Origin of the sequence: Micromonospora sp. HB375 (genome assembly GCF_017872985.1) — a bacterium.
Lineage (GTDB): Bacteria > Actinomycetota > Actinomycetes > Mycobacteriales > Micromonosporaceae > Micromonospora > Micromonospora chalcea.
The window spans coordinates 3,521,855-3,545,213 of record NZ_JAGGJO010000001.1; the positions used below are offsets into that span (position 1 = coordinate 3,521,855).

General features: G+C 72.5%; 22 protein-coding genes. 9 read left to right on the forward strand and 13 right to left on the reverse strand.

What is annotated here, in order from left to right:
- Window positions 1-5: 5 nt before the first annotated feature.
- Window positions 6-1,793 (forward strand): gamma-glutamyltransferase family protein, encoded by a 1,788-nt coding sequence (locus J3R08_RS16105; RefSeq protein WP_209961853.1) that lies wholly within the window; start codon window positions 6-8, stop codon window positions 1,791-1,793.
- A gap of 110 nt (window positions 1,794-1,903) precedes the next feature.
- On the opposite strand, the gene sthA is transcribed toward J3R08_RS16105, so the two are convergent.
- A complete protein-coding gene (sthA, locus tag J3R08_RS16110; RefSeq protein ID WP_209961855.1) occupies window positions 1,904-3,307 on the reverse strand; it encodes a Si-specific NAD(P)(+) transhydrogenase in 1,404 nt (467 codons plus the stop codon).
- A gap of 82 nt (window positions 3,308-3,389) precedes the next feature.
- Window positions 3,390-4,763, reverse strand: coding sequence for a glycosyl hydrolase family 18 protein (locus J3R08_RS16115; protein ID WP_209961856.1), 1,374 nt, complete (start codon window positions 4,761-4,763; stop codon window positions 3,390-3,392).
- Window positions 4,764-4,909: 146 nt separating this feature from the next.
- Between J3R08_RS16115 and J3R08_RS16120 the strand changes: the two genes are divergently transcribed.
- The gene (locus tag J3R08_RS16120; RefSeq protein ID WP_069089703.1) at window positions 4,910-6,148 is read left to right on the forward strand and encodes an ROK family transcriptional regulator; all 1,239 of its coding nucleotides are present in this window, start codon (window positions 4,910-4,912) and stop codon (window positions 6,146-6,148) included.
- A 23-nt stretch (window positions 6,149-6,171) separates the two neighbouring features.
- Here the strand turns inward: J3R08_RS16120 and J3R08_RS16125 are convergent, their stop codons facing one another.
- From J3R08_RS16125 to J3R08_RS16165, 9 genes are all read right to left on the reverse strand, one after another.
- Window positions 6,172-7,584: a GH1 family beta-glucosidase gene (locus tag J3R08_RS16125; RefSeq protein WP_043324154.1), complete on the reverse strand. Its 1,413-nt coding sequence runs from the start codon at window positions 7,582-7,584 to the stop codon at window positions 6,172-6,174.
- A gap of 39 nt (window positions 7,585-7,623) precedes the next feature.
- Window positions 7,624-8,631 (reverse strand): ABC transporter ATP-binding protein, encoded by a 1,008-nt coding sequence (locus J3R08_RS16130; RefSeq protein WP_043324152.1) that lies wholly within the window; start codon window positions 8,629-8,631, stop codon window positions 7,624-7,626.
- Window positions 8,628-9,674, reverse strand: coding sequence for an ABC transporter permease (locus J3R08_RS16135; RefSeq protein ID WP_209961859.1), 1,047 nt, complete (start codon window positions 9,672-9,674; stop codon window positions 8,628-8,630). Before J3R08_RS16135 ends, J3R08_RS16130 begins: the two co-directional genes overlap by 4 nt.
- 3 nt (window positions 9,675-9,677) lie before the next feature.
- Window positions 9,678-10,655, reverse strand: a complete 978-nt coding sequence (locus J3R08_RS16140) for an ABC transporter permease (protein WP_043324151.1) — start codon at window positions 10,653-10,655, stop codon at window positions 9,678-9,680.
- Entirely contained in the window at window positions 10,652-11,758 is a 1,107-nt protein-coding gene (locus J3R08_RS16145; protein WP_209961861.1) for an ABC transporter ATP-binding protein, read from the reverse strand. Before J3R08_RS16145 ends, J3R08_RS16140 begins: the two co-directional genes overlap by 4 nt.
- 87 nt (window positions 11,759-11,845) lie before the next feature.
- Window positions 11,846-13,522 (reverse strand): ABC transporter substrate-binding protein, encoded by a 1,677-nt coding sequence (locus tag J3R08_RS16150; protein WP_209961863.1) that lies wholly within the window; start codon window positions 13,520-13,522, stop codon window positions 11,846-11,848.
- Window positions 13,523-13,639: 117 nt separating this feature from the next.
- Window positions 13,640-14,641 carry a LacI family DNA-binding transcriptional regulator gene (locus J3R08_RS16155; protein WP_069089698.1) on the reverse strand — a complete coding sequence of 334 codons (1,002 nt, stop codon included), beginning with the start codon at window positions 14,639-14,641 and terminating at the stop codon, window positions 13,640-13,642.
- Between the two features lie 228 nt (window positions 14,642-14,869).
- Window positions 14,870-15,592, reverse strand: coding sequence for an FkbM family methyltransferase (locus J3R08_RS16160; RefSeq protein WP_209964249.1), 723 nt, complete (start codon window positions 15,590-15,592; stop codon window positions 14,870-14,872).
- A gap of 450 nt (window positions 15,593-16,042) precedes the next feature.
- Window positions 16,043-16,423, reverse strand: a complete 381-nt coding sequence (locus J3R08_RS16165; protein ID WP_051611482.1) for a YccF domain-containing protein — start codon at window positions 16,421-16,423, stop codon at window positions 16,043-16,045.
- A gap of 85 nt (window positions 16,424-16,508) precedes the next feature.
- Between J3R08_RS16165 and J3R08_RS16170 the strand changes: the two genes are divergently transcribed.
- From J3R08_RS16170 to J3R08_RS16190, 5 genes are read left to right on the forward strand one after another with little or no spacing between them, the layout of a single operon-like run.
- Complete coding sequence (locus J3R08_RS16170) at window positions 16,509-16,742, forward strand: hypothetical protein (protein ID WP_124778860.1); 234 nt, start codon at window positions 16,509-16,511, stop codon at window positions 16,740-16,742.
- Between the two features lie 9 nt (window positions 16,743-16,751).
- Window positions 16,752-17,861, forward strand: a complete 1,110-nt coding sequence (locus J3R08_RS16175; protein ID WP_209961865.1) for a Xaa-Pro peptidase family protein — start codon at window positions 16,752-16,754, stop codon at window positions 17,859-17,861.
- Window positions 17,858-19,000: an acyl-CoA dehydrogenase family protein gene (locus J3R08_RS16180; RefSeq protein ID WP_043324138.1), complete on the forward strand. Its 1,143-nt coding sequence runs from the start codon at window positions 17,858-17,860 to the stop codon at window positions 18,998-19,000. The genes J3R08_RS16175 and J3R08_RS16180 overlap by 4 nt, the downstream gene beginning before the upstream one ends.
- 9 nt (window positions 19,001-19,009) lie before the next feature.
- Entirely contained in the window at window positions 19,010-19,225 is a 216-nt protein-coding gene (locus tag J3R08_RS16185; protein ID WP_030502405.1) for a DUF433 domain-containing protein, read from the forward strand.
- Window positions 19,226-19,284: 59 nt separating this feature from the next.
- Window positions 19,285-19,788: an Lrp/AsnC family transcriptional regulator gene (locus J3R08_RS16190; protein WP_043330145.1), complete on the forward strand. Its 504-nt coding sequence runs from the start codon at window positions 19,285-19,287 to the stop codon at window positions 19,786-19,788.
- Here J3R08_RS16190 and J3R08_RS16195 read toward each other — a convergent pair.
- Window positions 19,721-20,332 carry a histidine phosphatase family protein gene (locus tag J3R08_RS16195; protein WP_069089695.1) on the reverse strand — a complete coding sequence of 204 codons (612 nt, stop codon included), beginning with the start codon at window positions 20,330-20,332 and terminating at the stop codon, window positions 19,721-19,723. The two genes, J3R08_RS16190 and J3R08_RS16195, sit on opposite strands and share 68 nt — an antisense overlap.
- Before the next feature lie 160 nt (window positions 20,333-20,492).
- Between J3R08_RS16195 and J3R08_RS16200 the strand changes: the two genes are divergently transcribed.
- The gene (locus tag J3R08_RS16200) at window positions 20,493-20,687 is read left to right on the forward strand and encodes a CsbD family protein (RefSeq protein WP_043324133.1); all 195 of its coding nucleotides are present in this window, start codon (window positions 20,493-20,495) and stop codon (window positions 20,685-20,687) included.
- Window positions 20,688-20,746: 59 nt separating this feature from the next.
- On the opposite strand, the gene J3R08_RS16205 is transcribed toward J3R08_RS16200, so the two are convergent.
- Complete coding sequence (locus tag J3R08_RS16205) at window positions 20,747-22,153, reverse strand: KamA family radical SAM protein (RefSeq protein WP_043324131.1); 1,407 nt, start codon at window positions 22,151-22,153, stop codon at window positions 20,747-20,749.
- A gap of 143 nt (window positions 22,154-22,296) precedes the next feature.
- Here J3R08_RS16205 and J3R08_RS16210 point away from each other — a divergent pair, with 143 nt between their 5' ends.
- Window positions 22,297-23,358 carry a hypothetical protein gene (locus J3R08_RS16210; RefSeq protein ID WP_064446002.1) on the forward strand — a complete coding sequence of 354 codons (1,062 nt, stop codon included), beginning with the start codon at window positions 22,297-22,299 and terminating at the stop codon, window positions 23,356-23,358.
- The last annotated feature ends 1 nt before the right edge of the window (window position 23,359 follow it).

Consider the following 23,359-nt stretch of genomic DNA (forward strand, 5'->3'; position numbering starts at 1 on the left):
CGCCGATGACGTTCACCACCCGGCCGACGTTGCGCGGCACGTTCGGCATGGTCTCGTCCACGCACTGGCTGGCCAGCCAGTCCGCGATGGGCGTGCTGGAGCGCGGCGGCAACGCGTTCGACGCCGCCGTGACCGCCGGGTTCGTGCTGCACGTCGTGGAGCCGCACCTCAACGGCCCGGCCGGCGAGGTGCCGGCGATCCTCGCCACCGCCGCCGATCCGGCGCCGCGGGTGCTGTGCGGCCAAGGTCCGGCCCCGGCCGCCGCCACCGTCGCGCACTTCCGGTCGCTGGGCCTGGACCTCGTGCCCGGCGCCGGCCCGCTCGCCGCCGTGGTGCCCGGCGCTGTCGACGCGTGGCTGCTGTTGCTGCGCGACCACGGCACCCGCACGCTCGCCGAGGTGCTGGAACCGGCGATCGGCTACGCCGCCGCCGGCCACCCGCTGGTCGGCGCCGCCGGGCAGACAGTCGCGCGGGTCCGGTCGCTGTTCACCGACCACTGGCCGACGTCCGCGCGGCTCTGGCTCCGCGACGGCCGCCCACCCGCGCCGGGGGAGATGATCACCAACCCGGCGTACGCGGACACGCTGCGCCGCCTCGTCCACGCGGGACGGGCCGCCGGTGCGGACCGGGAGGCGCAGATCGAGGCGGCCCGGCGCGCCTGGCGGGAGGGTTTCGTCGCCGAGGCGATCGACCGTTTCAGCCGGCTGCCGTTCCGCGACTCCAGCGGGCGCGCCCACGCCGGGCTGGTCACCGGCGACGACCTGGCCGGGTTCTCGGCCACCTGGGAGGCGCCGGTCACGCTGGACTGGCGCGGGCACACGATCGCCAAGACCGGCTTCTGGGGGCAGGGCCCGGTGCTGCTGCAGACCCTGGCCGTCCTGGACGCGCTCGACGACCCGGCGGTCTACGATCCGTCCAGCTTGGACGGCATCCACGCGCAGGCCGAGGCGCTGAAGCTCGCGTTCGCCGACCGGGAGGCGTGGTACGGCGACACCGACCTGCCGGGTTCCGCGCTGCTGTCGGCCGGCTACGCCCGTTCGCGGGCCGCGCTGATCGGCGACAGCGCGGACACGACGCTGCGTCCCGGCAGCCCGGCGGGTGAGCCGCCCCGGCTCCCGTCGCACCTGCACACCCACGCCGCCGGCCGGGCCGTCCCGCAGGACCCGAGCACCGGCGAACCCACGGTACGCGCCGACGGCGTGACCCGCGGCGACACCTGCCACGTCGACGTGGTGGACCGGTGGGGAAACATCATCTCCGCCACGCCCAGCGGCGGCTGGCTGCAGAGTTCCCCCACCATCCCGGAGCTGGGCTTCCCGCTGGGCAGCCGGTTGCAGATGTGCTGGCTGGAGGAGGGGCTCGCCTCCACGCTGCGGCCGGGGCGGCGTCCGCGTACCACGCTCAGCCCGACGCTGGTGCTGCGCGACGGCGAGCCGGTGATGGCCTGCGGGACGCCCGGTGGCGACCAGCAGGACCAGTGGCAGCTGCTGTTCCTGCTGCGGCACCTGGCCGGCGGGCAGGACCTGCAGGAGGCGATCGACGCCCCCACGTGGCACACCACGAGTTTTCCGGCGTCGTTCTACCCGCGCGAGGTCGAGCCCGGCGTGCTGGTGCTGGAGGACCGGATCGACGCGGATGTGCTGGCCGGCCTGCGCGCAAGGGGCCACACCGTCCGGCTGTCCGACCCGTGGAGCCTGGGCCGCATGTGCGCGGTCACCCGCGACCCCCGCACCGGAGTCCTGTCCGCGGCGGCGAACCCCCGAGGCGCCCAGGGCTACGCCACCGGCCGCTGACCCCCTTTCCCGCTGATCTTGCACTTGCGGCCCCGGCGCACCGGTCATAACGGGCACCCGCGGGGCAGCAAGTGCAAGATCAACGGGGTGGAGGGCGGGGTAGCCCGGGGTCAGTCGTTGATTCGGGTTATGTTGCGGATCTTGTTGGCGGCGTCCAGGGCGGCCACCTTGTACGCCTCGGCCAGGGTCGGGTAGTTGAACACCGCGTCGAGCAGGTAGTCGACGGTGCCGCCGCAGCCCATCACGGCCTGACCGATGTGGACGATCTCGGTGGCGCCGGTGCCGAACACGTGCACCCCGAGCAGCCGCCCGTCCTCGGGTGAGACGAGCAGTTTCAGCATCCCGTACGAGTCGCCGACGATCTGCCCCCGGGCCAGTTCCCGGTAGCGGGCGATGCCCACCTCGAACGGGGTGGACGCCTCGGTCAGCTCCTCCTCGGTCTTCCCGACGAAGCTGATCTCCGGAATGGTGTAGATGCCGATCGGTTGCAGGTCTGACATGCCGCGGGCCGGTTCGCCGCAGGCGTGCTGGGCGGCCAGCCGGCCCTGCTCCATCGACGTGGACGCCAGCGCGGGGAAGCCGATCACGTCGCCCACCGCGTAGATGTTCTCGACGGCGGTGCGGTAGTTCGCGTCGACCGCGATCCGGCCGCGGTGATCGGCGGTGAGCCCGGCCGCGTCCAGCGCGAGGTCGTCGGTCTGTCCCTGCCGCCCGGCCGAGTACATCACCGTGTCCGCGACGATCTTCTTGCCGCTGCGCAGCACGCAGAGCGCTGCGGTGCGGTGCTTCTCCACGGCGGCCACCTCCTCGCCGAAGCGGAAGGTCACCGACAGGTCCCGCAGGTGGTACTTCAGCGACTCGACGATCTCCTCGTCGCAGAAGTCGAGCATCCGGGGGCGGCGCTCGACCACTGTCACCTTGGTGCCGAGCGCGGCGAACAGCGAGGCGTACTCCATCCCGATGACCCCGGCGCCGACCACGACCATGCTGCGCGGGACGGCCTGCAGGTTGATGACGCCGTCGGAGTCGACGATGGTCCGGTCGTCGAAGTCGACGCTGTCCGGTCGGGCCGGGCGGGTGCCGGCGGCGACGACCGCCTTGTCGAAGCTGATCCGGGTCTCCCGGCCGGAGCCGGCGTCCACCCAGACGGAGTGGGCGTCGGCGAACCGGCCGGTGCCGGTGATCAGCGCGACCTTGTTGCGGGCCAGCTGGTCGCGGATCACGTCGGTCTGCCGGGTGATCACGTGCTGGGTGCGGGCGGCCAGGTCGGCGACGGTGATGTCCTCCTTGACCCGGTAGCTGCTGCCGTAGAGGTCGCGCTGGCTCAGCCCGGTCAGGTAGAGGACCGCCTCGCGCAGCGTCTTCGAGGGCACGGTGCCGGTGTTGATGCACACTCCGCCGAGCATGTCGCGGCGATCGACGATGGCGACGCGGCGGCCCAGTTTGGCAGCGGCGATCGCCGCCTTCTGTCCACTCGGTCCGGAGCCCAGCACCAGCAGGTCGTAGTCATACACGAGCGCCAGCCTCGCAGGGTCTCGCAACCCGCGCCAGCGGCAGGGCTCCGCGCCGGGGGTGGAAACGCGGAGCCCTGCCGGGTCAGCGGCCCTGCAGGGAGCGGACGTTGTCGCCGAACGTCCAGCCCTTCGACCCGTCCCAGTTCACCGACCAGGTCATCAGGCCCTTGAGGCGGCCCTGGTAGGTGTTCCACGCCTGGGCCACCAGCGCCGGGCTCATGTACCCGCCGCCGGCGCCGACCTGCGCGGGCAGCCCGGGGACCTGTCGGTCCAGCGGTACGCGGACGGTGGTGCCCTGGATGACCAGGCCGGCGTCGAGGCAGTTGGTCTGCGCGACGAAACCGGCGACGGTGCCGGCCGGGTACGAGTCACCGGCGCAGCCGTACATCGAGCCGTTGTAGTACTGCATGTTGAGCCACCAGAGCCGCCCGTTGTCGGCGTACTTCTTGACGATCGGCAGGTACGCGCCCCAGATCGAGCCGTAGGTGACGCTGCCGCCGGTGACGTACGCGGTCTCCGGCGCCATGGTGAGCCCGAACCCGGCGGGCATCTGGGCCAGCACCCCGTCGATGATCCGGATCAGGTTGGCCTGCGAGGGGGAGAGCTGGTTGATGTTCCCGCTGCCGGTGAGGCCGGTCTCGATGTCGATGTCGATGCCGTCGAAGTTGTGCCGCTTGAGGATCGGCACGACGGTGGCGACGAACCGGTCGGCGACGGCGCTGGAGCTGAGGTCGATGCCGGCGGTGGCGCCGCCGATGGACAGCAGCACGGTGAGTCCGGCGGCCTTGGCCTGGCACACCTGGGCGGGGGTGGGCACCTTGACGCCGGCGTCCATGCCGTCCTCCCAGAGCACGGTGCCGTCGGCGCGGATGACCGGGAACGCGGCGGTCACCACGTTGTAGCCGTGGCCGGTGATCCGGGAGTCGGTGATCGGGATCCAGCCGAGGCCGGGGTGTACGCCGTTGGCGGCGCCGTCCCAGTTCTCCCAGTAGCCCTGCAGCACCTTGCCGGTCGGCCGGGACCGCAGCGCGCAGGTGTCCCCGCCCGGGGTGGTCGGGCTGGACGACACCGTGGGCGTGGGGGTAGGCGTCCGGGTCGGGGAAGGGGAGGTGGAGGCGGACGGGGACGGCGACGGCGGCCGGGTGGTGGGGCTCGGCGACGGCGTGCCGCCGGTGCAGGCGCCGAGGTCGGTCCAGAGCGCCGGTACGGCGGCCGGGTTCCAGCCCGCGCCGGCCGGCGGGGTGTGTGTGACGAGCGCCTGGTACAGCCGGCCGCCGTAGGTCGCCCGGCTGCCGGCGGTCCAGGTGACGCCTTCGGCCCAGGCCGGCGCGTCACACGCGACGAGCGCGCCGACGGCGCCGGTCGTGGTGGCGGCGGTGGCGGGCAGGGCGGCGGCGGTGGCGGCGAGCAGCGCGACGCCACCGAGCAGTGCGGTCATCCCGCGTCCGAGTCGCATTGACATACCTCCTCATCGATGCGCCGGAGGTTATCAGTTAACTTTGTTAAGTGTAAATGCGCAGTACGCTGTCACCGCTTGGTTCACGGCGTGAACGCAGACGAACGCAGGTCGCCGTGGGCGGCCGGGAAGGGACGGCGGCGGACGTGGACGCCAGACGCACCACGGTGCGCGACATGCGCCGGGCCAACCGGTCGGTGCTGCTGACCCGGATCTGGCTGGACGGCCCGCTCAGCCGGCACGAGCTGGGCCAGTCCACAGCGCTCAGCCTGGCCAGCGTCAGCAACCTGGTCGGCGAGATGATCAACGAGGGCCTGGTCGAGGAGGCCGGCTCGGTCGAGTCCGACGGCGGCCGTCCCCGCGTGCTGCTGCGCGTCGCGCCCGGCTACGGCTACCTGGTCGGCGCCGACGTCGGCGAAACCCGCGTCCAGGTCGAGCTGTTCGACCTGAGCATGACCGCGCTGGCCAAGGCCGAGTACCCGATCGCCGCGACCGGGCCCGACCCCGAGCGGGTCGCCGCCCACCTGCGGCACGGCCTCGCCGCGGTGACCGAACAGGCGGGCGTCGACCCGGCCGCGGTGCTCGGCTTCGGCGTCGCCGTCGCCGGCACGGTCGAGCGCACCGCCGACGCCGTGGTGCACGCCCAGACACTCGGCTGGGACGGCGTCCCGCTCGGCGCGATGCTGCGCGCCGACGTGCCGGTGCACGTGGACAACGGCGCGAAGACGCTCGGCCAGGCCGAGATGTGGTTCGGCGCCGGCCGCGGCGTCCGGCACGCGGTGGTCGCGCTGGTCGGCTCCGGCGTCGGCGCGAGCGTGGTCGCCGACGGCGTCGGCTACCGCGGCGCGCACAGCAGCGCCGGGGAGTGGGGCCACACCACCATCGTGTACGGGGGCCGCCGCTGCCGCTGCGGCAACCTCGGCTGCCTGGAGGCGTACGTCGGCGCGGAGGCGGTGCTGGACCGGTTCCGCCAGGCCAACCGGGGCCGCCCGGCGCCGGGCGCGGACGAGGAGACCGCCTTCGGTGAGCTGCTGCGCTCCACCAGCGGCACCGCCGCGAAGGTGATCGACGAGACGGTCGGCTACCTGGGCGCCGGGGTGGCGAACCTGGTGAACCTGTTCAACCCGGAGCGGGTGGTGCTCGGCGGCTGGGCCGGGCTGGCCCTGGGCGAGCGGCACCTGCCCGCGATCCGTGCGGCCACCGCGCGGCACGCGCTGCGCCAGCCGTACGCGCAGACCTCGATCGAGCTGTGCCGGCTCGGACCGGACGCGGTCGCGATGGGCGCGGCCACCCTGCCGATGACCCGGCTGCTGCGCGACGGCGGCGTGCCCCGCGACCCGGCCGCCCGCCCGTCCCCGGCGTGGGGGCCGGCCCGCCGTCACTGACCGGCCCGGCCCCCACGCCGGCGTCAGCGCCGGCCGCGTACCCGCCGCACGGTGTCCCGGTACCACAGCGCGCTGCGCTTGGGGATGCGGCGCTGCGTGTCGTAGTCGACCCGGACGATGCCGAACCGCTTGTCGTAGCCGTACGCCCACTCGAAGTTGTCCAGCAGCGACCAGGCGAAGTAGCCGCGCACGTCGGCCCCGGCCGCCCGGGCCCGGGCCACCGCCCGCAGGTGCTCGGCGAGGTAGCCGACCCGGTCGTCGTCGGCGACGAACCCGTCTGCGTCCGGCTCGTCGTCGAACGCCGCGCCGTTCTCGGTGATCACCATCGGCGTGCCCGGGTAGTCGCGGTGCAGCCGCACCAGCAGGTCGGTGAAGGACTCCGGCACGATCTCCCAGTCCATCGCGGTACGCGGCAGGTCACGCCGGACCACCCGGCGTACCGGCTTGCCGTCGTCGTCGCGGTCGCGGCCCTGCTCGTCCACGCCGGAGTGCAGCTGCCCGAAGTAGAAGTTCACGCCGAGCACGTCGATCGGGGTGGCGATGACGTCCAGGTCGCCGTCCTCCACCGGAATCCGCACGCCCTCGGCGGCCAGGTCCGCGATCACGTCCTGCGGGTACTCCCCGCGCAGCACCGGGTCCAGGTAGAGCCGGTTGCCCAGCCCGTCGGCGGCCCGCGCCGCGTCCCGGTCGGCGGCGCTGTCGGTCGCCGGGTCGGCGGTGGCCAGGTTCAGCGTGAGGCCCAGCTCGATCGGCACCGTGGCCGCCTCGCGCAGCCGCCGCGTCGCCAGCCCGTGCCCGAGCAGCAGGTGGTGCGCCGCGGCGATGCCGTCACCAAGGTTCCGCCGGCCCGGCGCATGGTCGCCGTAGGCGTACCCGAGCATCGCCGAGCACCAGGGCTCGTTGAGCGTGGTCCAGGTGCGGACCCGGTCGCCGAGCGCGGCGAAGACCAGCTCGGCGTAGTCGGCGAACCGGTACGCGGTGTCCCGGTTCGGCCAGCCGCCCGCGTCCTCCAGCTCCTGCGGCAGGTCCCAGTGGTACAGCGTCACCCACGGCTCGACGTCGCGGCCGAGCAGCTCGTCCACCAGCCGGTCGTAGAAGGCCAGCCCGGCCACGTTCGCCGGGCCGCGCCCGCCCGGCTGCACCCGCGGCCAGGCCACCGAGAACCGGTACGTGTCCAGCCCCAGGTCGGCGATGAGCGCGACGTCCTGCGGCATCCGGTGGTAGTGGTCGCACGCCACGTCGCCGTTGTCGCCGTTCGCCACCGCGCCCGGCACCCGGCAGAACGTGTCCCAGATGGACGGCGTACGGCCGTCGGAGGCCACCGCGCCCTCGATCTGGTACGACGACGTCGCCACCCCCCACCGGAAGGTCGGCGGCAGCGTGTCGATCGGGTCCGCGCCGGCGACTGACGACGGGCGGGTGAGGTCGGTGTCCATGGCTCTCCTCGCGGGTAGCGGGTGGTGGTGTCGGGCGGGTCAGCGGGACAGGGGCGCGACGGCCGGGTGCAGCCGGCACGCGACGGCCCGCGCCGGGTCGTCGACGTACGGCGCGCCGAGCACCGGCACCTGCTCGTCGCACCCGTCGAACGCCTTCGGGCAGCGGGGGTGGAACGCGCAGCCGGACGGCATGGCGCGCAGGTCCGGCGGGGAGCCGGGGATGCCGGTCAGCTCCCGGCGGGGACCGTGCAGCGCCGGGAACGAGTGCAGCAACCCCTCGGTGTACGGGTGCAGCGGCTCGGCGTACAGCCGGGCGGCGGGCGCCTCCTCGACGATCCGGCCGCCGTACATGATCGCGATCCGGTCGGAGAACTCGACAAGCAGCGACAGGTCGTGGGTGATGAACAGCACCGCGAAGCCGAGGCGTTCGCGCAGCTCGGCGAGCTGGCCGAGGATCTGCCGCTGCATCACCACGTCCAGCGCGGTGGTCGGCTCGTCCATGATGACCACCTGCGGCTCCAGCGCCAGCGCCATCGCGATCATGACGCGTTGCCGCATGCCGCCGGAGAGCTGGTGCGGGTAGCTGTCCAGCCGGTCGGCGGAGATGCCGACCAGGCGCAGCAGCTCCTTCGCCCGGGCCAGCCGGCTCGCCGCCGTGCTCTTCGGCTCGTGGGCCCGGATCACGTCGAGCAGCTGGGTGGAGACCTTGTGCACCGGGTTCAGCGAGTTCATCGCGCCCTGGAACACGATCGACGTCTCCGCCCAGCGGAACTCGCGCAGCTTCGCCGGGCTGAGCGTGAGCACGTCGACCGGCGGGCCGTCGGCCGGGTGGTAGATGACCTGGCCGCCGCTGACCACGCCGGGCGGGGGCAGCAGCCGAGTCAGCCCGTAGGCCAGGGTGGACTTGCCGCTGCCGCTCTCCCCGGCCAGCCCGAGCACCTCGCCGCGGTGCAGTGTCAGGTCGACGTCGCGGACCGCGCGCACCGCGTCCGCGCCGACGCCGTAGTCGACGCACAGCCCGCGGATCTGGAGCACCTGGTCGCTCATGAGGTCGCGTCCTCTCGGGTGGGGTCCGCCGGCCGCTGCATCGGGACCGGCGCCGGATTCGGCGCGAGCACCGGGGTGAACCCGACGCGCATCGCGACGGTCCGACCGTCGGCGGTCCGGATCCGGGTCCGGCCGCCGGTGCGCAGCCGGGGGCTGACGAACTCGTCGATGCCGAAGTTGATCAGCGCGAGCGCGGTGCCGAGCAGCGCGATGGCCAGCCCGGCCGGCACGAACCACCACCAGGCGCCCTGCGCGAGGGCCTGCTGTCCCTGCGCCCAGAACAGGATCGTGCCCCAGTTCCACGACGAGACCGACGAGACGCCGATGAACGCCAGGGTGATCTCCGACATGACCGCGAAGATGACGGTGCCGACGAAGCCGGAGGCGATGATCGCGGTCAGGTTGGGCAGGATCTCGAAGCCGATGATCCGCCAGGTCCGCTCGCCGGTGGCCCGCGCCGCCTCGACGTAGTCGCGGCGGCGTAACGACAGCGTCTGGGCGCGCAGCACCCGGGCGCCCCAGGCCCACGACGTGAGGCCGATGATGAGCGCCACGAGCGTGTCGCTGGCCTGGTCGACAAGGGACGTGACGATGATGATCAGCGGCAGCGCCGGGATCACCAGGAACACGTTCGACACCGCCGACAGGCCCTCGTCGGCCGCGCCGCCCAGGTAACCGGCAGTCACGCCGATCAGGATGGACAGGATCGTGGCGAGCACGCCGGCGGTCAGGCCCACCACCATCACGCTGCGCGCGCCGACCAGGATCTGGCTGAAGATGTCCTGCCCGAGGTGGGTGGTGCCGAACCAGTGCCGGGCCGAGGGCGCCTGCAGCACGTCGGCGCTGCGCGCGTCCGGGTCGTACGGCGCGATCCACGGTCCGATCACCGCCAGGAGCACGTACACCCCGAGGACGGCCAGGCCGGTCGCGGCCTTGCCGTTGGCGACGAAGCGGAACCGGCGGCGGCGGGCCCGGGCCGAGGGCTGCGCCATCGCGCCCTGGCCGGGGATGACCTGCTCGATGCTGGACGGGGAGAGTGTCATCGCTCAGCTCTTTCGGGTCCGCGGATCGAGGAGCAGGTACGCCACGTCGGCGAGCAGGTTCGCCACCAGCACCGAGATCGTGATGATCAGGAAGATGCCCTGCATGAGCGGGTAGTCCTTCGACCCGACGGCCTGGAAGAGCTGGAACCCCAGACCCGGGTACGAGAAGACGATCTCCACGAGCAGCGTGCCGCCGACGATGAAACCGAGCGACAACGCGAACCCGGACACGTTCGGCAGCAGCGCGTTGCGCGCGGCGTAGCTGAGCGCCACCCGGCGCTCGGAGAGCCCCTTGGCGTGCGCGACGGTGATGTAGTCCTCGCTGGCGACAGTCACCATCATGTTGCGCATGCTGAGGATCCAGCCGCTCATCGACGACACCAGGATGGTCGCCGCGGGCAGGATGCTGTGCTGGATCGCGCTCGGGATGAAGTACGCGTCGAACGCCGGCACCAGGCCCGGCTCGTAGCCGCCGGAGGACGGGAAGAAGCTGCCGGGCCCGGCGAACAACGCGATCGCGACCAGGCCCAGCCAGAAGTACGGGATCGAGGACAGGAACGTGGTGGCCGGCAGCAGTCCGTCGATCCAGGAGCCGCGCCGCCAGCCCGCGCCGACGCCGAGCGCGGTGCCGAGCAGGAAGCTGACGATCGTGGTGACGCCGACCAGGCCCACCGTCCACGGCAGGCTGCTGCCGATCACCTCCGACACCGGCGCGGGGAAGAACGTGAACGACAGTCCCAGGTCGCCGCGCAGCAGCTGTCCCCAGTAGGCGACGTACTGCTCCCACAGCGAGCGGTCGGAGTCCAGCCCGAACAGCACCCGCAGCGACGCGATCGCGTCGGCGCTGATCCGGCCCTGGTTGCGGGAGATCAGTGACTGGACCGGGTCGCCCGGCACCATACGCGGGATGAAGAAGTTCAGCGTGATCGCCGCCCAGGCGGTGAACAGGTAGAAGGCCACCCGTTGCAGCAGGAACCTCACCGGGCCGTCTCCGTTCCGGCCTGCTCCGCGTTCTCCGCCTTCTGTGTCGCGACGGTCTCGGCGTCGAACAGCCAGCACGCGGCCCAGTGCCCGGGCGCGTCGTCGACCGGGATCGGCGGCGGCAGGTCGGTGGCGCAGCGCGGCATGGCCGCCGGGCAGCGCGGGTGGAACCGGCAGCCGGCCGGCGGGCGGATCAGGCTCGGCGGCTCGCCGTGGCCGCGCTCGCCCGCCGCCGCGCCGTCGCCGCCCGCGCCGGTGATCCGCTCCGGGTCCGGCGCCGATTCGATCAGCAACCGGGTGTACGGGTGCGCCGGCCGCTGGGTGACGGTCTCGCTGTCGCCGCCCTCGACCATTCGCCCGGCGTACATGACGATCGTCTCGTCGGCGAAGTAGCGGGCCGAGGCGATGTCGTGGGTGATGTAGAGGATCGCCAGGTCGAGCCGGTCCTTGAGGTCCTGCAGCAGGTTGAGCACGCCCAGGCGGATCGACACGTCGAGCATCGACACCGGCTCGTCGGCGAGCAGCACCTCCGGGTCGGCGCCGAGCGCCCGCGCGATCGCGACGCGCTGGCGCTGCCCGCCGGACAGCTCGTGCGGGAACGCGTCGAGGTAGCGCTCCGGCGGGGTCAGGCTGACCCGGGTCAGCAGGTCGGCCAGCGCCTTGTCCAGCCCGTCCGGCCCGGTCCCGGCGTTGCCGTGGATGCGCAGCGACCGGGTCAGGTGGTAGCGGACCGTGTGCACCGGGTTCAGCGAGGCGAACGGGTCCTGCAGGATCAACTGCACCCGCCGCACGTACGCCCGGAACCGGCGTCCGCCGCGTACCCGGGTCGAGCGGCCGTGCAGCCGGATGTCGCCGCCGGTGCGCGGGTAGAGCTGGGCCAGCAGCCGGGCGACTGTGGACTTGCCGGAGCCGGACTCGCCGACCAGCGCGGTCACCCGGCCACGGCGCAACTCGATCGATACGTCGTCGACGGCGTGCACCACCGCCGGGGTCCGGGAGAGAAGGTCACGCAGCCGCCGGCGGACGGGGAAGTGCTTGGTCAGGCCGACGGCCTCCAGCACCACCTCGTCGGCCGGCGCCGGTGCGCTCTCGGTCAACGTCATGCCGAATTCCTGTCTGGGGTTGCCGGTAGCGAGGGGCGGGCGCCGCCGGCCCGGCTGGGCGATCGTGGCCGGGCCGGCGGCGCCGGGTCAGCCGTTGGCCGGCTTGAGGTGCAGCACCACGTCCACCGCGTTGGGCTGGGTGGGCTGGAGAGCGCCGTACGGGTTCGAGTCGTCCGGCCAGCCGACCCAGTTCTTCGTGCTGTACGCGCCGCCGATGTTGTCCGCGCCGACCGGGATCATCGGCATCTGCTCGACGAAGATCTTCTGCAGGGTCGCCAGCGCGGTGGCGCGGGTGGCGTCGTCGGTGGCGTTGGCGTACGACACCAGCGCGTCGGTGGCCTCCTTGCTGTCGAACCGGCCGAAGTTGCCCGCCGGGGAGGCGGTACCGATCGGCTTGAGCACGCGGCCGTCCATGATGGTTCGGTAGATGTCGTACGGCGTGGCGCCGCTCTCGGTCCACCGGAACGTGGCCTCGAAGTTGCCCTGCTCGACGTTGCGGAACCAGGCGTCCTGGTTGGCCTTGTCGATGGTCGCCGCGATGCCGATCTTCGCCAGGTTGCCCTTCACGATCTCCAGGCTGGTCTGGTAGTCCGACCAGCCGGCCGGGTCGGTCAGCCGGATCGTGACCGCCTTGCCGCTGCGGTCCTTCAGCGTGTTGCCGTCCAGCTTGTAGCCAGCGCCGGTGAGTAGCGCCTTGGCGCCCTCGACGTCGACCTTGTGCTCCTGGCCCTTGTACTCGGGCGCGATGAACGAGTCACCGGCCGGGCTGGGCAGGCCGGTCACGCTCTTGACCTCGGGGTGGAAGTAGCCGGCCTCGGCGGTGGTGAAGATGTCCGCCCGGTCGATCACCATGTTCATGGCCTTGCGCAGCGTCGGGTCGTCGAACGGCTTCTTCGTGGTGTTCAGGTAGAGACCGTGGATGCCGAGCACCGGGGGCGCCCACATCTTGTGGTTCTCCTGGTCCTTGGCCACGAACACGGTCTGGTAGTTCGGGATGAAGACGAAGCTCCACTCCGCCTCGCCGTTGGCCAGCGCGGTGGTCTGCGCGCTGTTGTCGGTGTACGAGGTGTACCGCAGCTCCTTCACCTTCGGCAGGTCCTGCCAGTAGCCGCTCTCGCGTACCGCCAGCGTCATGCTCGCCGGGGTGAACGACTTGAGCGTGTACGGGCCGCTGCCGACCGGCTGCTTCACCGGGTCGCTGGCCGGGTCGGCGATCTTCTCCCACAGGTGCTTGGGCACGATCGGCACCCGCCACAGCACCTTCTGCTGGTTGACGAACTGCGGGCTGGCCATCGAGATGGTGACCTCGTTGCCGCTGGCGACGGCGTCGGTGTACGGCACGCCCTGGTCGTTGATGGCCGGGAACTTCTTCACCAGGTTGTAGGTGAACGCGACGTCCTCGGCGGTGACCTTCTGCCCGTCCGACCAGGTCGCGTTCTCGCGGATGGTCACCTTCACCGACTTGTAGTCCGACGACCACTCGGCCTTGGTGGCCAGCCACGGCTTGAACGGCTCGGCCGGCTTCACCGGGTTCCACATCATCAGCGGCTCGTAGATCTGCCACCGGTAGCCAAGCGAGGCGGCGGCCGAGGTGGTGAGGAACGGGTTGTTGTTCTCGGCCTGCGGGCCGTTGGGCATGCCGACGCTCAGCACCGTCGCGGCCTGGCCGCTCTTCTTGTTCGCGTTCGGGCTGTCGCCGCACGCGGCGGCGGTGGTGACCATCGCGCCGGCCAGCGCGAGGGCGAGGAGTTGCCGTCTTCTCATGGAGGTCTCCCTCGGTGGTCCCGCATTCCTCGGGCGGGATGTGGTGGATGGAGGGTGTGCGGTGGAGCCACCGGCGGGCGGGCCCGCCGGCGTGGTCGCCGGGTACGGCGGGGTGGGTCAGGTGACGCCGGTCGAGTCGCGGGTGGTGAAGCCGGTGGGGATGACGGTCGGGCCCTCCGGCAGCGGGGTGCCGGCGAGGTGGGCGATGAGCAGCCGGGCGGCGGCCGTACCCATCTCCCGCAGCGGTTGGCGCACGGAGCTCAGCGGCGGGTGGGTGTGCCCGGCCAGCGGCAGGTCGTCGAAGCCGACCACCGCGACGTCCTGCGGGACGCGCCGCCCGGCGTCGCGCAGCGCCTGCAGCGCGCCGGCGGCCGACAGGTCGTTGTGGGCGAAGACGGCGTCGAAGGGTACGCCGTCGGCGAGCAGCCGCCGCACCGCCGCGCGCCCGCACTCGAACGTGAAGTCGCCCTCCACCACCCGGTCCGGGTCGATCGCCAGGCCGGCTTCGGCGTAGGCGCCGGCGAACCCGGCGAGCCGTTCCCGGGTGCAGCCGAACCGGCGCAGGCCGGTGACGACGAGCGGCCGCCGCCGTCCGAGCGCCAGCAGGTGCGTCGCGGCGGCCCGCGCCCCGGCTTCGTTCGTGGTGCGCACGGACGGGAAGCCGGGTTGGTGTCCCCGGTCGTCGATGAGGATGACCGGCAGGCCGCGCCGGTGCAGCTCGGTGATGTAGTCGAGCGTCCCCTCTGGTTCGACCACGAGCAGCCCGTCGAACGACTTGGCCGACACCTGGGAGGCGAAGCGGCGCATCGACTCGTCGCCGTGGGTGCAGGTGAACAGCAGCATGCCGTAGCCGGCGGCCTCGACCACGTCGGCCGCGCCCTGGAGCACCTCGCCCATCCAGGGCCAGGTCAGCGCCGGGACCAGCATGCCGACCACCCGGGTACGCCCCCGGGCCAGCCCGACCGCGCGGGCGCTCGGCACGTACCCGAGGTCGTTGATCACGGCGCGGACCCGGTCGGCGGTGCGCAGGTGCACCTCGCCCTTGCCGTTCAGCACCCGGGACACCGTCGTCTTGCTCACCCCGGCGCGGGCGGCGACGTCGGCGATCGTGATCGGCACGTGGCGCTCCCGGGTCGAAGGGATGAGCGGGATGTTTCGGAACCGGTTGCGGAAGCGGTTCCGTGGCAGTCAACCCAAGTGGCGCGGGTCACGTCAATCACAGATGGGTAACGATGTACAGCTAAGTTCGAGCCGTGAAAAAAGCGCCCGGGCTGCGTCTGCGCCGATCCGCGCGATGAGCAGGGTCGATGCCTTCCGGCCCGTCCGTCGCCGGTCCGAAGTGGAGGTTCAGGGGCGGGCGTACACGTCGCCGGAGTTGGCCTCGTCCGGCAGCGTCCCCAGGTACGCGGCCACCTCGGCGGCCGGCCGCCAGCCCGGCAGCGCGAACGTCGTCTCGTCGCCGATCGCCGCGGTGAAGCGGGTGAAGCCCAGCGCGGTGAGCCGGTCCAGGCAGCGTGCCGCCGCCACCCGGGCGATGGTGGTGAACTCGAACGACAGCGCCGGGACCGGCCGGCTCAGCCCGGCCAGCACGGCGTCCTCGAAGCCCTCCACGTCGATCTTCACGAACGCCGGCACGCCGTACGCGGCCATCAGCGCGTCGAGCGTGGTGCCGGGCACCACGATCTGCGCGTCCCAGGTCTCGCCCGCCCAGCCGGGCGCGCCGTCGGCGGCGCGGACGAACCCGGGGGAGGCGGTGGAGACCGTCGGGTTGGCCGAGTTCACGTGCAGTCGCACCGGCCCGGCGGTACGCCCGCACGCCGCCTCGACCACAGTCACCTGTTCGTCGCCCGCGTACAGCTCGCGCAGCGCCCGCGCGCACAACGGCTGCGGCTCGACGGCCACCACCGTCGCGCCGAGACGGCGGAAGCTGCCGAGCCGGTCGCCCACGTGCGCGCCGACGTCGAAGACCAGGTCACCGGCGTGCACGAGCGGGGCGTAGAACCGGTCGAGCGCGGCGTCGCGTGCCGGGTCGCCGTGGTAGAAGTCCAGCGACCGGCGCAGTCCCGACATCGCCGGGTCCGCCTTCAGTGTCTCGATCACCCCGTCCCGCACCCTCCCGACGCTAGCCAGCGAGGCGTTGGTGCGAGCCGCATTCGCATCCTTCGGCGGCCAGCGCCCGCCAACACCCCATCCTCCTAGGATGCTGTAGGGATGGTGAGCCCGGCCGCTCACCGCGAACGGGGAACTGGCCGCTGCGGCGCGCCTTCGGTGCTCGCGTTCGTTACCTGCGAGATCTTGGTACGAGACGGCCCTCGGAGGGGCGACTCCGTACCAAGATCTCCAAGCCGTCCCGTGGCGCGGGACGCCGATCTCGGTTGCCGAGATCGTGGGGGTCGTCCTCGGGTGCGAACGTCAACTCGCCGCGTAACCGTCGCAGAGTGGAACGCCATGGGTGTCAAACAGGGCCGGAGACACCCATGGCGTTCCAGTGGCGGGTGGACCCCGCGTGGCGAGGAGGGGTTACGGGTTCTCGACGACCTCCTGGCCGAGCGGCCACAGCGCCGCCGGGACCAGCTTGAAGTTCGCCACGCCGAACGGGATACCGATGATCGTCACGCAGAGCGCGACGCCGGCGAGGATGTGCGACAGGGCCAGCCACCAGCCGGCCAGCACCACCCAGAGCACGTTGGCCAGGCCGGAGGGAAGCCCGGCGCCCGGCTTGCGCACGATGGTGCGGCCGAACGGCCACAGCGAGTACGAGGCGAGCCGCAGCGAGGCGACGCCGAAGGGGATGGTGACGACCAGGACGAAGCAGACCAGGGCGGCGACGCCGTAGCCGAGGGCCAGGACGAAGCCGCCGCCGAAGACGAGCCACAGCAGGTTCAGCAGAAAGCGGATCACCACTCCATGGTCGCTCGTGCCCGCAAGCGCGCGCATATCGGCGCGAGCGCCGGGTAGAGGAGGGCGTGATCGAGCCCGAGCCGTCGTGCCTGTGACCCCTGTCGCTCCGGCGGCGCGCCGGGAGTTCCGGGAGTCGTACGAGCGGCTGCGCCGGTACTTCATCGTGGCGCTGCTGCACCGCGACTTCCTGGCCGGTCGCCTGCCGGACATCGCGCGGGCCCGGGCGCGGGAGGCCGCCGAGCAGGCCGGCCGGGCCCGGGCGGCGGGCCTCGGCTTCGAGCATCAACCGGACTCCCGCGCTGGCCCAAACGACCGTTAAGCTTCGGTTGTGGGAACCGACGATCTGTACCCGGCCGGGCGACTCGCCGAGGCCCAGCGCGCCGCCGCAGCGGCGGGCCTGGATGCGCTGCTGCTCACCCCGGGCTCGGACCTGCGCTACCTGACCGGCTACGACGCCCGCGAGGGGGAGCGGCTGACCTGCCTGGTGCTGCCCGCCGAGGGTGAGCCGACGCTGATCGTGCCGGTGCTGGAGCGGCCGGACGCCGAGGCCGCGCCGGGCACCGGGTACCGGATCGTCGACCACGCCGACGGCGCCGACCCGTGGCCGCTGGTGCGCGCGGCGCTGCCCGGCCCGGTCCGCGCGGTGGGGCTGGCCGACCGGATGTGGGCGCAGCAGGTCCTCGCGCTGCGCGACGTGCTGCCCGGCGCGGCGCAGCGGCTCGCCTCCGACGTGCTGCGCGAGATGCGGATCCGCAAGTCGCCGGCCGAGGTGGCGGCGCTGGCCGAGGCGGGCGCCGCGATCGACGCGGTGCACCGGCGGATGGCCGAGTGGCTGCGTCCCGGCCGCACCGAGCGGGAGGTCGCCGCCGACCTGGCCGCCGCGATCCGGGCCGCCGGGCACGCCACTGTCGACTTCGTCATCGTCGCCGCCGGCCCGAACGGCGCGAGCCCGCACCACGGTGTCTCGGACCGTCCGATCGGCGTCGGTGAGCCGGTGGTGGTCGACATCGGCGGCACCATGCCGTCGGGCTACCGCTCCGACTGCACCCGCACGTACGTGGCCGGTGGCCCGGCCCCGGCCGAGTTCGTGGACTACTACGCGGTGTTGTGGGAGGCGCAGCGCGCCGCCGTGGCCGCCGTCGCGCCGGGCGTGACCGCCGAGGCCCTCGACGCGGTCGCCCGCGACGTCATCACCGCCGCCGGTTTCGGCGACGCCTTCCTGCACCGCACCGGTCACGGCATCGGCCTCGACGGCCACGAGGAGCCGTACGTGGTGACCGGCAACCCCCGGCCCCTCGAGGCCGGCATGGCTTTCTCGGTCGAACCCGGGATCTACCTCGCCGGGCGGCACGGCGCCCGGATCGAGGACATCGTCGTCTGCACGACGGACGGCGGGCAACGGCTCAACACCACCCCCACGGAGCTCATCGCGCTATGAACGTCGACCGGATCCTGCCCACCGACGAGGCCCACGACCTGCTGGACCTCGCCACCGAACTCGCCGACCGGGAGCTGGCCCCGGCCGCCGCCGGTTTCGAGACCCGCGCCGAGTTCCCCCGGGAGGTGCTGCGCACGCTGGGCCGCGCCGGGCTGCTCGGCCTGCCGTACGCCGAGGAGCACGGCGGCGCCGCCCAGCCGTACGAGGTGTACCTGCAGGTGCTGGAGATCCTCGCCAGCCGGTGGCTGGCGGTGGCCGAGGCGGTCAGCGTGCACACGCTGTCCTGCTATCCGGTGGCCCAGTTCGGCACCGACGAGCAGCGCAAACTGCTGCCGGACATGATCGGTGGGGAACTGCTCGGGGCGTACTGTCTCTCCGAGCCGCAGGGTGGTTCGGACGCGGCGGCCCTGACCACGCGGGCGGTGCGCGACGGCGACGAGTACGTGGTCACCGGCACCAAGGCGTGGATCACGCACGCCCGGGTCGCCGACTTCTACAACATCTTCTGCCGCACCGGCGGTCCCGGCCCGAAGGGCATCTCCTGCCTGCTGGCCGACCGGGCCACGCCGGGCATCCATCCGCAGGCCGCCGAGCGCACCATGGGTCTGCATGCCTCGCCGATCGCGCAGATCGCGTTCGACGACGCCCGGGTGCCGGCGGAGCGGCTGATCGGCGGCGAGGGCGCCGGGTTCACCATCGCCATGTCGGCGCTGGACTCGGGCCGGCTGGGCATCGCCGCGTGCGCGGTGGGCCTGGCCCAGGGCGCGCTGGACTACGCGGTCGGCTACGCCCGGGAGCGGCGCCAGTTCGGCCGCGCGATCATCGACTTCCAGGGGCTCGGGTTCAACCTGGCCGACGCGGCCACCCAGATCTCCGCCGCGCGGGCGCTCACGCTTGCGGCCGCGCGGCTGCGCGACGCGGGCCGCCCGTACTCGATCGAGGCGGCGAAGGCGAAGCTGTTCGCCACCGACGTGGCGATGAGGGTGACCACCGACGCGGTGCAGGTGCTCGGCGGCGCCGGGTACGTCGCCGACCACCCGGTCGAGCGGTACATGCGTGAGGCGAAGGTGCTGCAGATCGTGGAGGGCACCAACCAGATCCAGCGGCTGGTGATCTCGCGCGCGCTGGCCAAGGGCTAGCCTGTCGCGGTGACCTTTCCCCGGATCACCGCCGACCCCGACGTCATGGGGGGTGCGCCCTGCGTGCGGCAGTCGCGCATCCCCGTGGCCACCCTGCTGGCCATGATGGCCGAGGGCATGTCCGTCACGGACATCCTCACCGACCTGCCGTTCCTGGACGAGGAGGACATGGCGGAGGTGCTGAACTACGCCGCGGACGCGGTACGCGACCGGACGGCGCGCTGAGCGTCACCACGGCGGGCCGGGTGCGGCGGGAGAGCGTTTTACCGGCTACTGTGCAGCGCGTGGAGGAGATCGACCGCGCCATCGTCGCCGCGCTGACCGGGGACGGTCGGCTGTCGTACACGGACCTGGCCGAGCGGGTGGGCCTGTCGGTGTCGGCCGTGCACCAGCGGGTCCGCCGGCTGGAGCAGCGCGGGGTGATCAAGGGGTACGCCGCGCGGGTGTCGTTCGAGGCGCTGGACCTGCCGCTGACCGCGTTCGTGGCGATCCGGCCGTTCGACCCGTCCCAGCCGGACGACGCGCCGGAGCGGCTCGCCCACCTGCCCGAGATCGACTCGTGCTACTCGGTGGCGGGGGAGGACTTCTATCTCCTGCTGGTGCGGGTGGCCGGCCCGGCCGACCTGGAGCGGGTGCTGCAGGAGATCCGCACCTCGGCGAACGTCACCACGCGCACCACTGTGGTGCTGTCGACGCCGTACGAGAACCGGCCGCCGAAGATCAGTGGCGAGCTGACCGGCCGGGGTCGTCCGCGCCCGTCGGCGGAGCCGGCAGGTTCCACCGCCTGATCACCCGCCGGCCGTGCTCGTGCCCGAGCACGCTGAGCGTGGCGGTGTCCAGCCGCAGCAGTCCGCCGGCCGACGGCGGGAGCCCGATCCAGCGTGCCCCGAGCACCCGCAGGCTGTGGCCGTGCCCGACCAGCGCCACGTCGCCCTGCTCCAGCAGCGGCGCGACCCGGTCCAGCACGCGGTCCAGGCGGGCGCCCACCTGTTCCGGTGACTCCCCGCCGGGGCCGCCGTCGGTCCAGATCGACCAGCCGGGCCGCTCGGTCTGGATGTCCGCGCTGGTGCGTCCCTCGTACTCGCCGTAGTGCCATTCGGCGAGATCGGGCTCGATCGCGTCGACGGCGAGCCCGGCCAGAGCGGCGGTGCGGGTGGCGCGCTGCCGGGGGCTGGACAGCACGCGGGCGAAGCGCCGGCCGGCGAGCAGGGGAGCCAGCGCGCGGGCCTGCCGCTCGCCGTCGGGGGTCAGCTCCAGGTCGGTGTACGAGGTGTGCCGGTGGGCGGCGCTCCAGGTGGTCTCGCCGTGCCGGATCAGCAGGATCTCGTTCACCGGCCCAGTCAACCACGGTGGGTCGGCGTCGGCCGGGCGTCCAGCCTTCAACCTATTGTCCTAGGACGCATTACGCGATGTGCGCAGCACAACGGCGTTTCACCCGACAGTCACCGGGGACGCGACAAGGGCAACGCTCAGCCGGAACGAGGAGGGCGACATGAGCTTCACCGACAAGGCGAAGAACAAGGCCCAGGAGATGAGCGGAATGGCCAAGGAGCGGATCGGCGACGTGACCGACAACGAGCGGTTGCGGGCCGAGGGCGCCTCCGAGCAGAGCGCGGCCCGGGCCCGGCAGGCCGGGGAGCACGCCAAGCAGGCGGGCCGCGACGTCAAGGACGCCTTCAACAAGTGAGTACGCGGAACGGCGGGCCACCTCATCGCAGAGGTGGCCCGCCGTTCGGGTGTCCGGGGTCAGTCGTCGCGGTGGGCGAGCCACCAGGCCTGGCCGGCCTCGGGCAGCGTGTCGATCGGGTCGTAGTAGGCGTAGCGCTTGTTCAGCGCCTCCAGGTCGGCCGACTCGATCGAGGTGCGGTAGTTCTTCGTCCAGTACGAGATGCCGCGCTCACGGTCGTAGTCGGTGAGCATGTGCACCCACCGCTTGCCGACGAACGGCACGTCGCAGACGATCCGCGGGGTGGCGTAGCCGGGCAGGTAGCCCATGATGTCGTGCTGGAGCTGCTGGGCGTGCCACACCGGGACGCGCCAGTGCTCGGCGTTGGGGATCATGTCGCACATGTAGAAGTAGTACGGCAGGATGCCCGCCTCGCCCTGCAGCGCGAAGCACAGGTCGAGCAGGTCGGCGCTGGTGGCGTTGACGCCGCGCATGAGCACGCCCTGGTTGCGCACGTCGCGTACGCCGACGTCGAGCGCGGTCTGGGCGGCCTTGGCGACCAGCGGGGTCAGCGACTGGGCGTGGTTGACGTGGGTGTGGATGGCCAGGTTGACGCCGCGGCGGGCGGCGGTGCGGGCGACCCGTTCCAGGCCCTCGACCACGTCGGGCTGGAGCCAGTGCTGGGGCAGGCCCATGAGCGCCTTGGTGGCGAGCCGGATGTCGCGGATCGTCTCGATCTCCAGCAGGCGCATCAGGTACGACTCGAGGTTGCGCCACGGCACGTTGGCGACGTCGCCGCCGGAGACGACCACGTCGCGTACGCCGGGGTGGGCCTTGAGGTAGGTGATGTGGGCGTCGTAGCGGTCGACGGGCTTGAGGGTGAGCTTGAGCTTGTCGACGGCGGGGGTGGAGTTGCCGACGAGGTCCATGCGGGTGCAGTGGCCGCAGTACTGCGGGCAGGTGGAGAGCAGTTCGGCGAGGACCTTGGTGGGGTAGCGGTGGGTGAGGCCCTCGGCGACCCACATGTCGTGTTCGTGGAGGCTGTCGCGGCTGGCGTACGGGTGCGACGGCCAGTCGGTGCGGCGGTCGGAGGCGACCGGGATCATGTAGCGGCGGATCGGGTCGGCGAGCAGCGCCTCGGTGCTCATCGGCTCAAACGGCACCATGGTGTTGAGCATCTGCGGCGGCACCAGCATGGACATGGTGGCCAGGGCCTTCTGGTCGGCCTCCAGGTCGGCGTAGAAGGTCTCGTCGACGGTGTCGCCGAGGACGGCGCGCAGCTGCTTGATGTTCTTGACGCAGTTGACCCGCTGCCACTGGGCGCTCTCCCACTGGTCGCGGGTGACGTGGCGCCAGCCGGGGAACCGGGTCCAGTCGGGTTCGACGAGGGGCGCACGGCGGTATTCGTAGGGCTGTCCGGCGGCCGGGACGGCGACCGGCGCGTGGCGGGGCGTCGGGATGGTCTCCACCGGTTGGGTCTGGGTCACGGCCCCTCCTCGTCAGTGTGCGGGTTGATCAACGGATGCGTAGGCTACTGGAAAATCTGCGGTGAAGAAATTAGTCTGCCGTAAGTTTTCCCGCGATGCGAGTCCTGACCAGGGGTTCGGGCGGCTGGACATAGGGGGTCGGCGTGACGTCACCGGTGGGACTGCACCGAGTCGTGGAACCGGCGGGGGTGCTCCCGCAGGCGGCCTGGCGGCTGGACCCGGACCCGCGGATTGCGGCGAACGAGGTGCGGATCCGGGTCGAGCGGCTGAACCTGGACGCGGCGAGCTTCCGGCAGTTGGCGGAGAAGCACGGCGGCGACGGGGAGAAGGTCCGCGCCGAGGTGCTGGAGATCGTGTCGACCCGGGGGAAGATGCAGAACCCGGTGACCGGTTCCGGCGGGATGCTGATCGGCACCGTCGAGGAGGCGGGCCGCCGGTCGCCGCTGGGGCTGAAGCCGGGCGACCGGGTGGCGACGCTCGTGTCGCTGACGCTGACGCCGCTGACGATCCTCGACGGGCTGGCCCGCTGGGACGGGCGCAGCGAGCAGGTGCCGTGTGACGGGTACGCGATCCTGTTCGCGCGGTCGATCGCGGCGGTGTTGCCGGCGGACCTGCACCCCGAGTTGTCCCTCGCCGTGCTGGACGTGTGCGGGGCGCCGGCGCTCACCGCGCGGGTGGTGGCCGAGCAGGTGGCGCGGCGCTCACGTGAGGGTGATCCGCGTCCGGTGTCGGTGGCGGTGATCGGCGGGGCCGGCAAGAGCGGGTCGCTGTCGCTGGCGGCGGCGCGGCGGGCGGGCGCCGCCCGTACCGTCGGGGTGGTTCCGGTGGCCGCGGAGCGGGACGCGCTGGCGGCGGCCGGGCTGGCCGACGTGGTGGCGCTGGCCGACGCGCGGGATCCGGTGGGGCTGTCGACGGCGGTGACGACGGCGCTGGGTGTGCCGGCGGACGTGACTGTGGTGTGCGTGGACGTGCCGGGGTGTGAGCACGGCGCGGTGTTGGCCACGGCGGACGGCGGTACGGTGATCTTCTTCTCGATGGCGACGAGCTTCGCGGCGGCGGCGCTTGGTGCGGAGGGCCTGGCGGCGGACGTGACGATGCTGGTGGGCAACGGGTATGTGCCGGGGCACGCGGCGCTGGCGCTGGATTTGTTGCGGACCGAGCCGGGGGTGCGCGGTCTGTTCGAGGCGCGTCTGGCGGCAGACTGAG

Excerpts from the sequence above, each read along its gene's own strand:
- J3R08_RS16135 (WP_209961859.1), bottom strand. The coding sequence starts at position 9,674 with ATGACACTCTCCCCGTCCAGCATCGAGCAGGTCATCCCCGGCCAGGGC.
- J3R08_RS16125 (WP_043324154.1), bottom strand. The coding sequence starts at position 7,584 with ATGGACACCGACCTCACCCGCCCGTCGTCAGTCGCCGGCGCGGACCCG.
- J3R08_RS16180 (WP_043324138.1), top strand. The coding sequence starts at position 17,858 with ATGAACGTCGACCGGATCCTGCCCACCGACGAGGCCCACGACCTGCTG.
- J3R08_RS16115 (WP_209961856.1), bottom strand. The coding sequence starts at position 4,763 with ATGCGACTCGGACGCGGGATGACCGCACTGCTCGGTGGCGTCGCGCTG.
- J3R08_RS16130 (WP_043324152.1), bottom strand. The coding sequence starts at position 8,631 with ATGAGCGACCAGGTGCTCCAGATCCGCGGGCTGTGCGTCGACTACGGC.
- J3R08_RS16150 (WP_209961863.1), bottom strand. The coding sequence starts at position 13,522 with ATGAGAAGACGGCAACTCCTCGCCCTCGCGCTGGCCGGCGCGATGGTC.
- J3R08_RS16145 (WP_209961861.1), bottom strand. The coding sequence starts at position 11,758 with ATGACGTTGACCGAGAGCGCACCGGCGCCGGCCGACGAGGTGGTGCTG.
- J3R08_RS16105 (WP_209961853.1), top strand. The coding sequence starts at position 6 with ATGACGTTCACCACCCGGCCGACGTTGCGCGGCACGTTCGGCATGGTC.
- J3R08_RS16200 (WP_043324133.1), top strand. The coding sequence starts at position 20,493 with ATGAGCTTCACCGACAAGGCGAAGAACAAGGCCCAGGAGATGAGCGGA.
- J3R08_RS16160 (WP_209964249.1), bottom strand. The coding sequence starts at position 15,592 with ATGTCGGGACTGCGCCGGTCGCTGGACTTCTACCACGGCGACCCGGCA.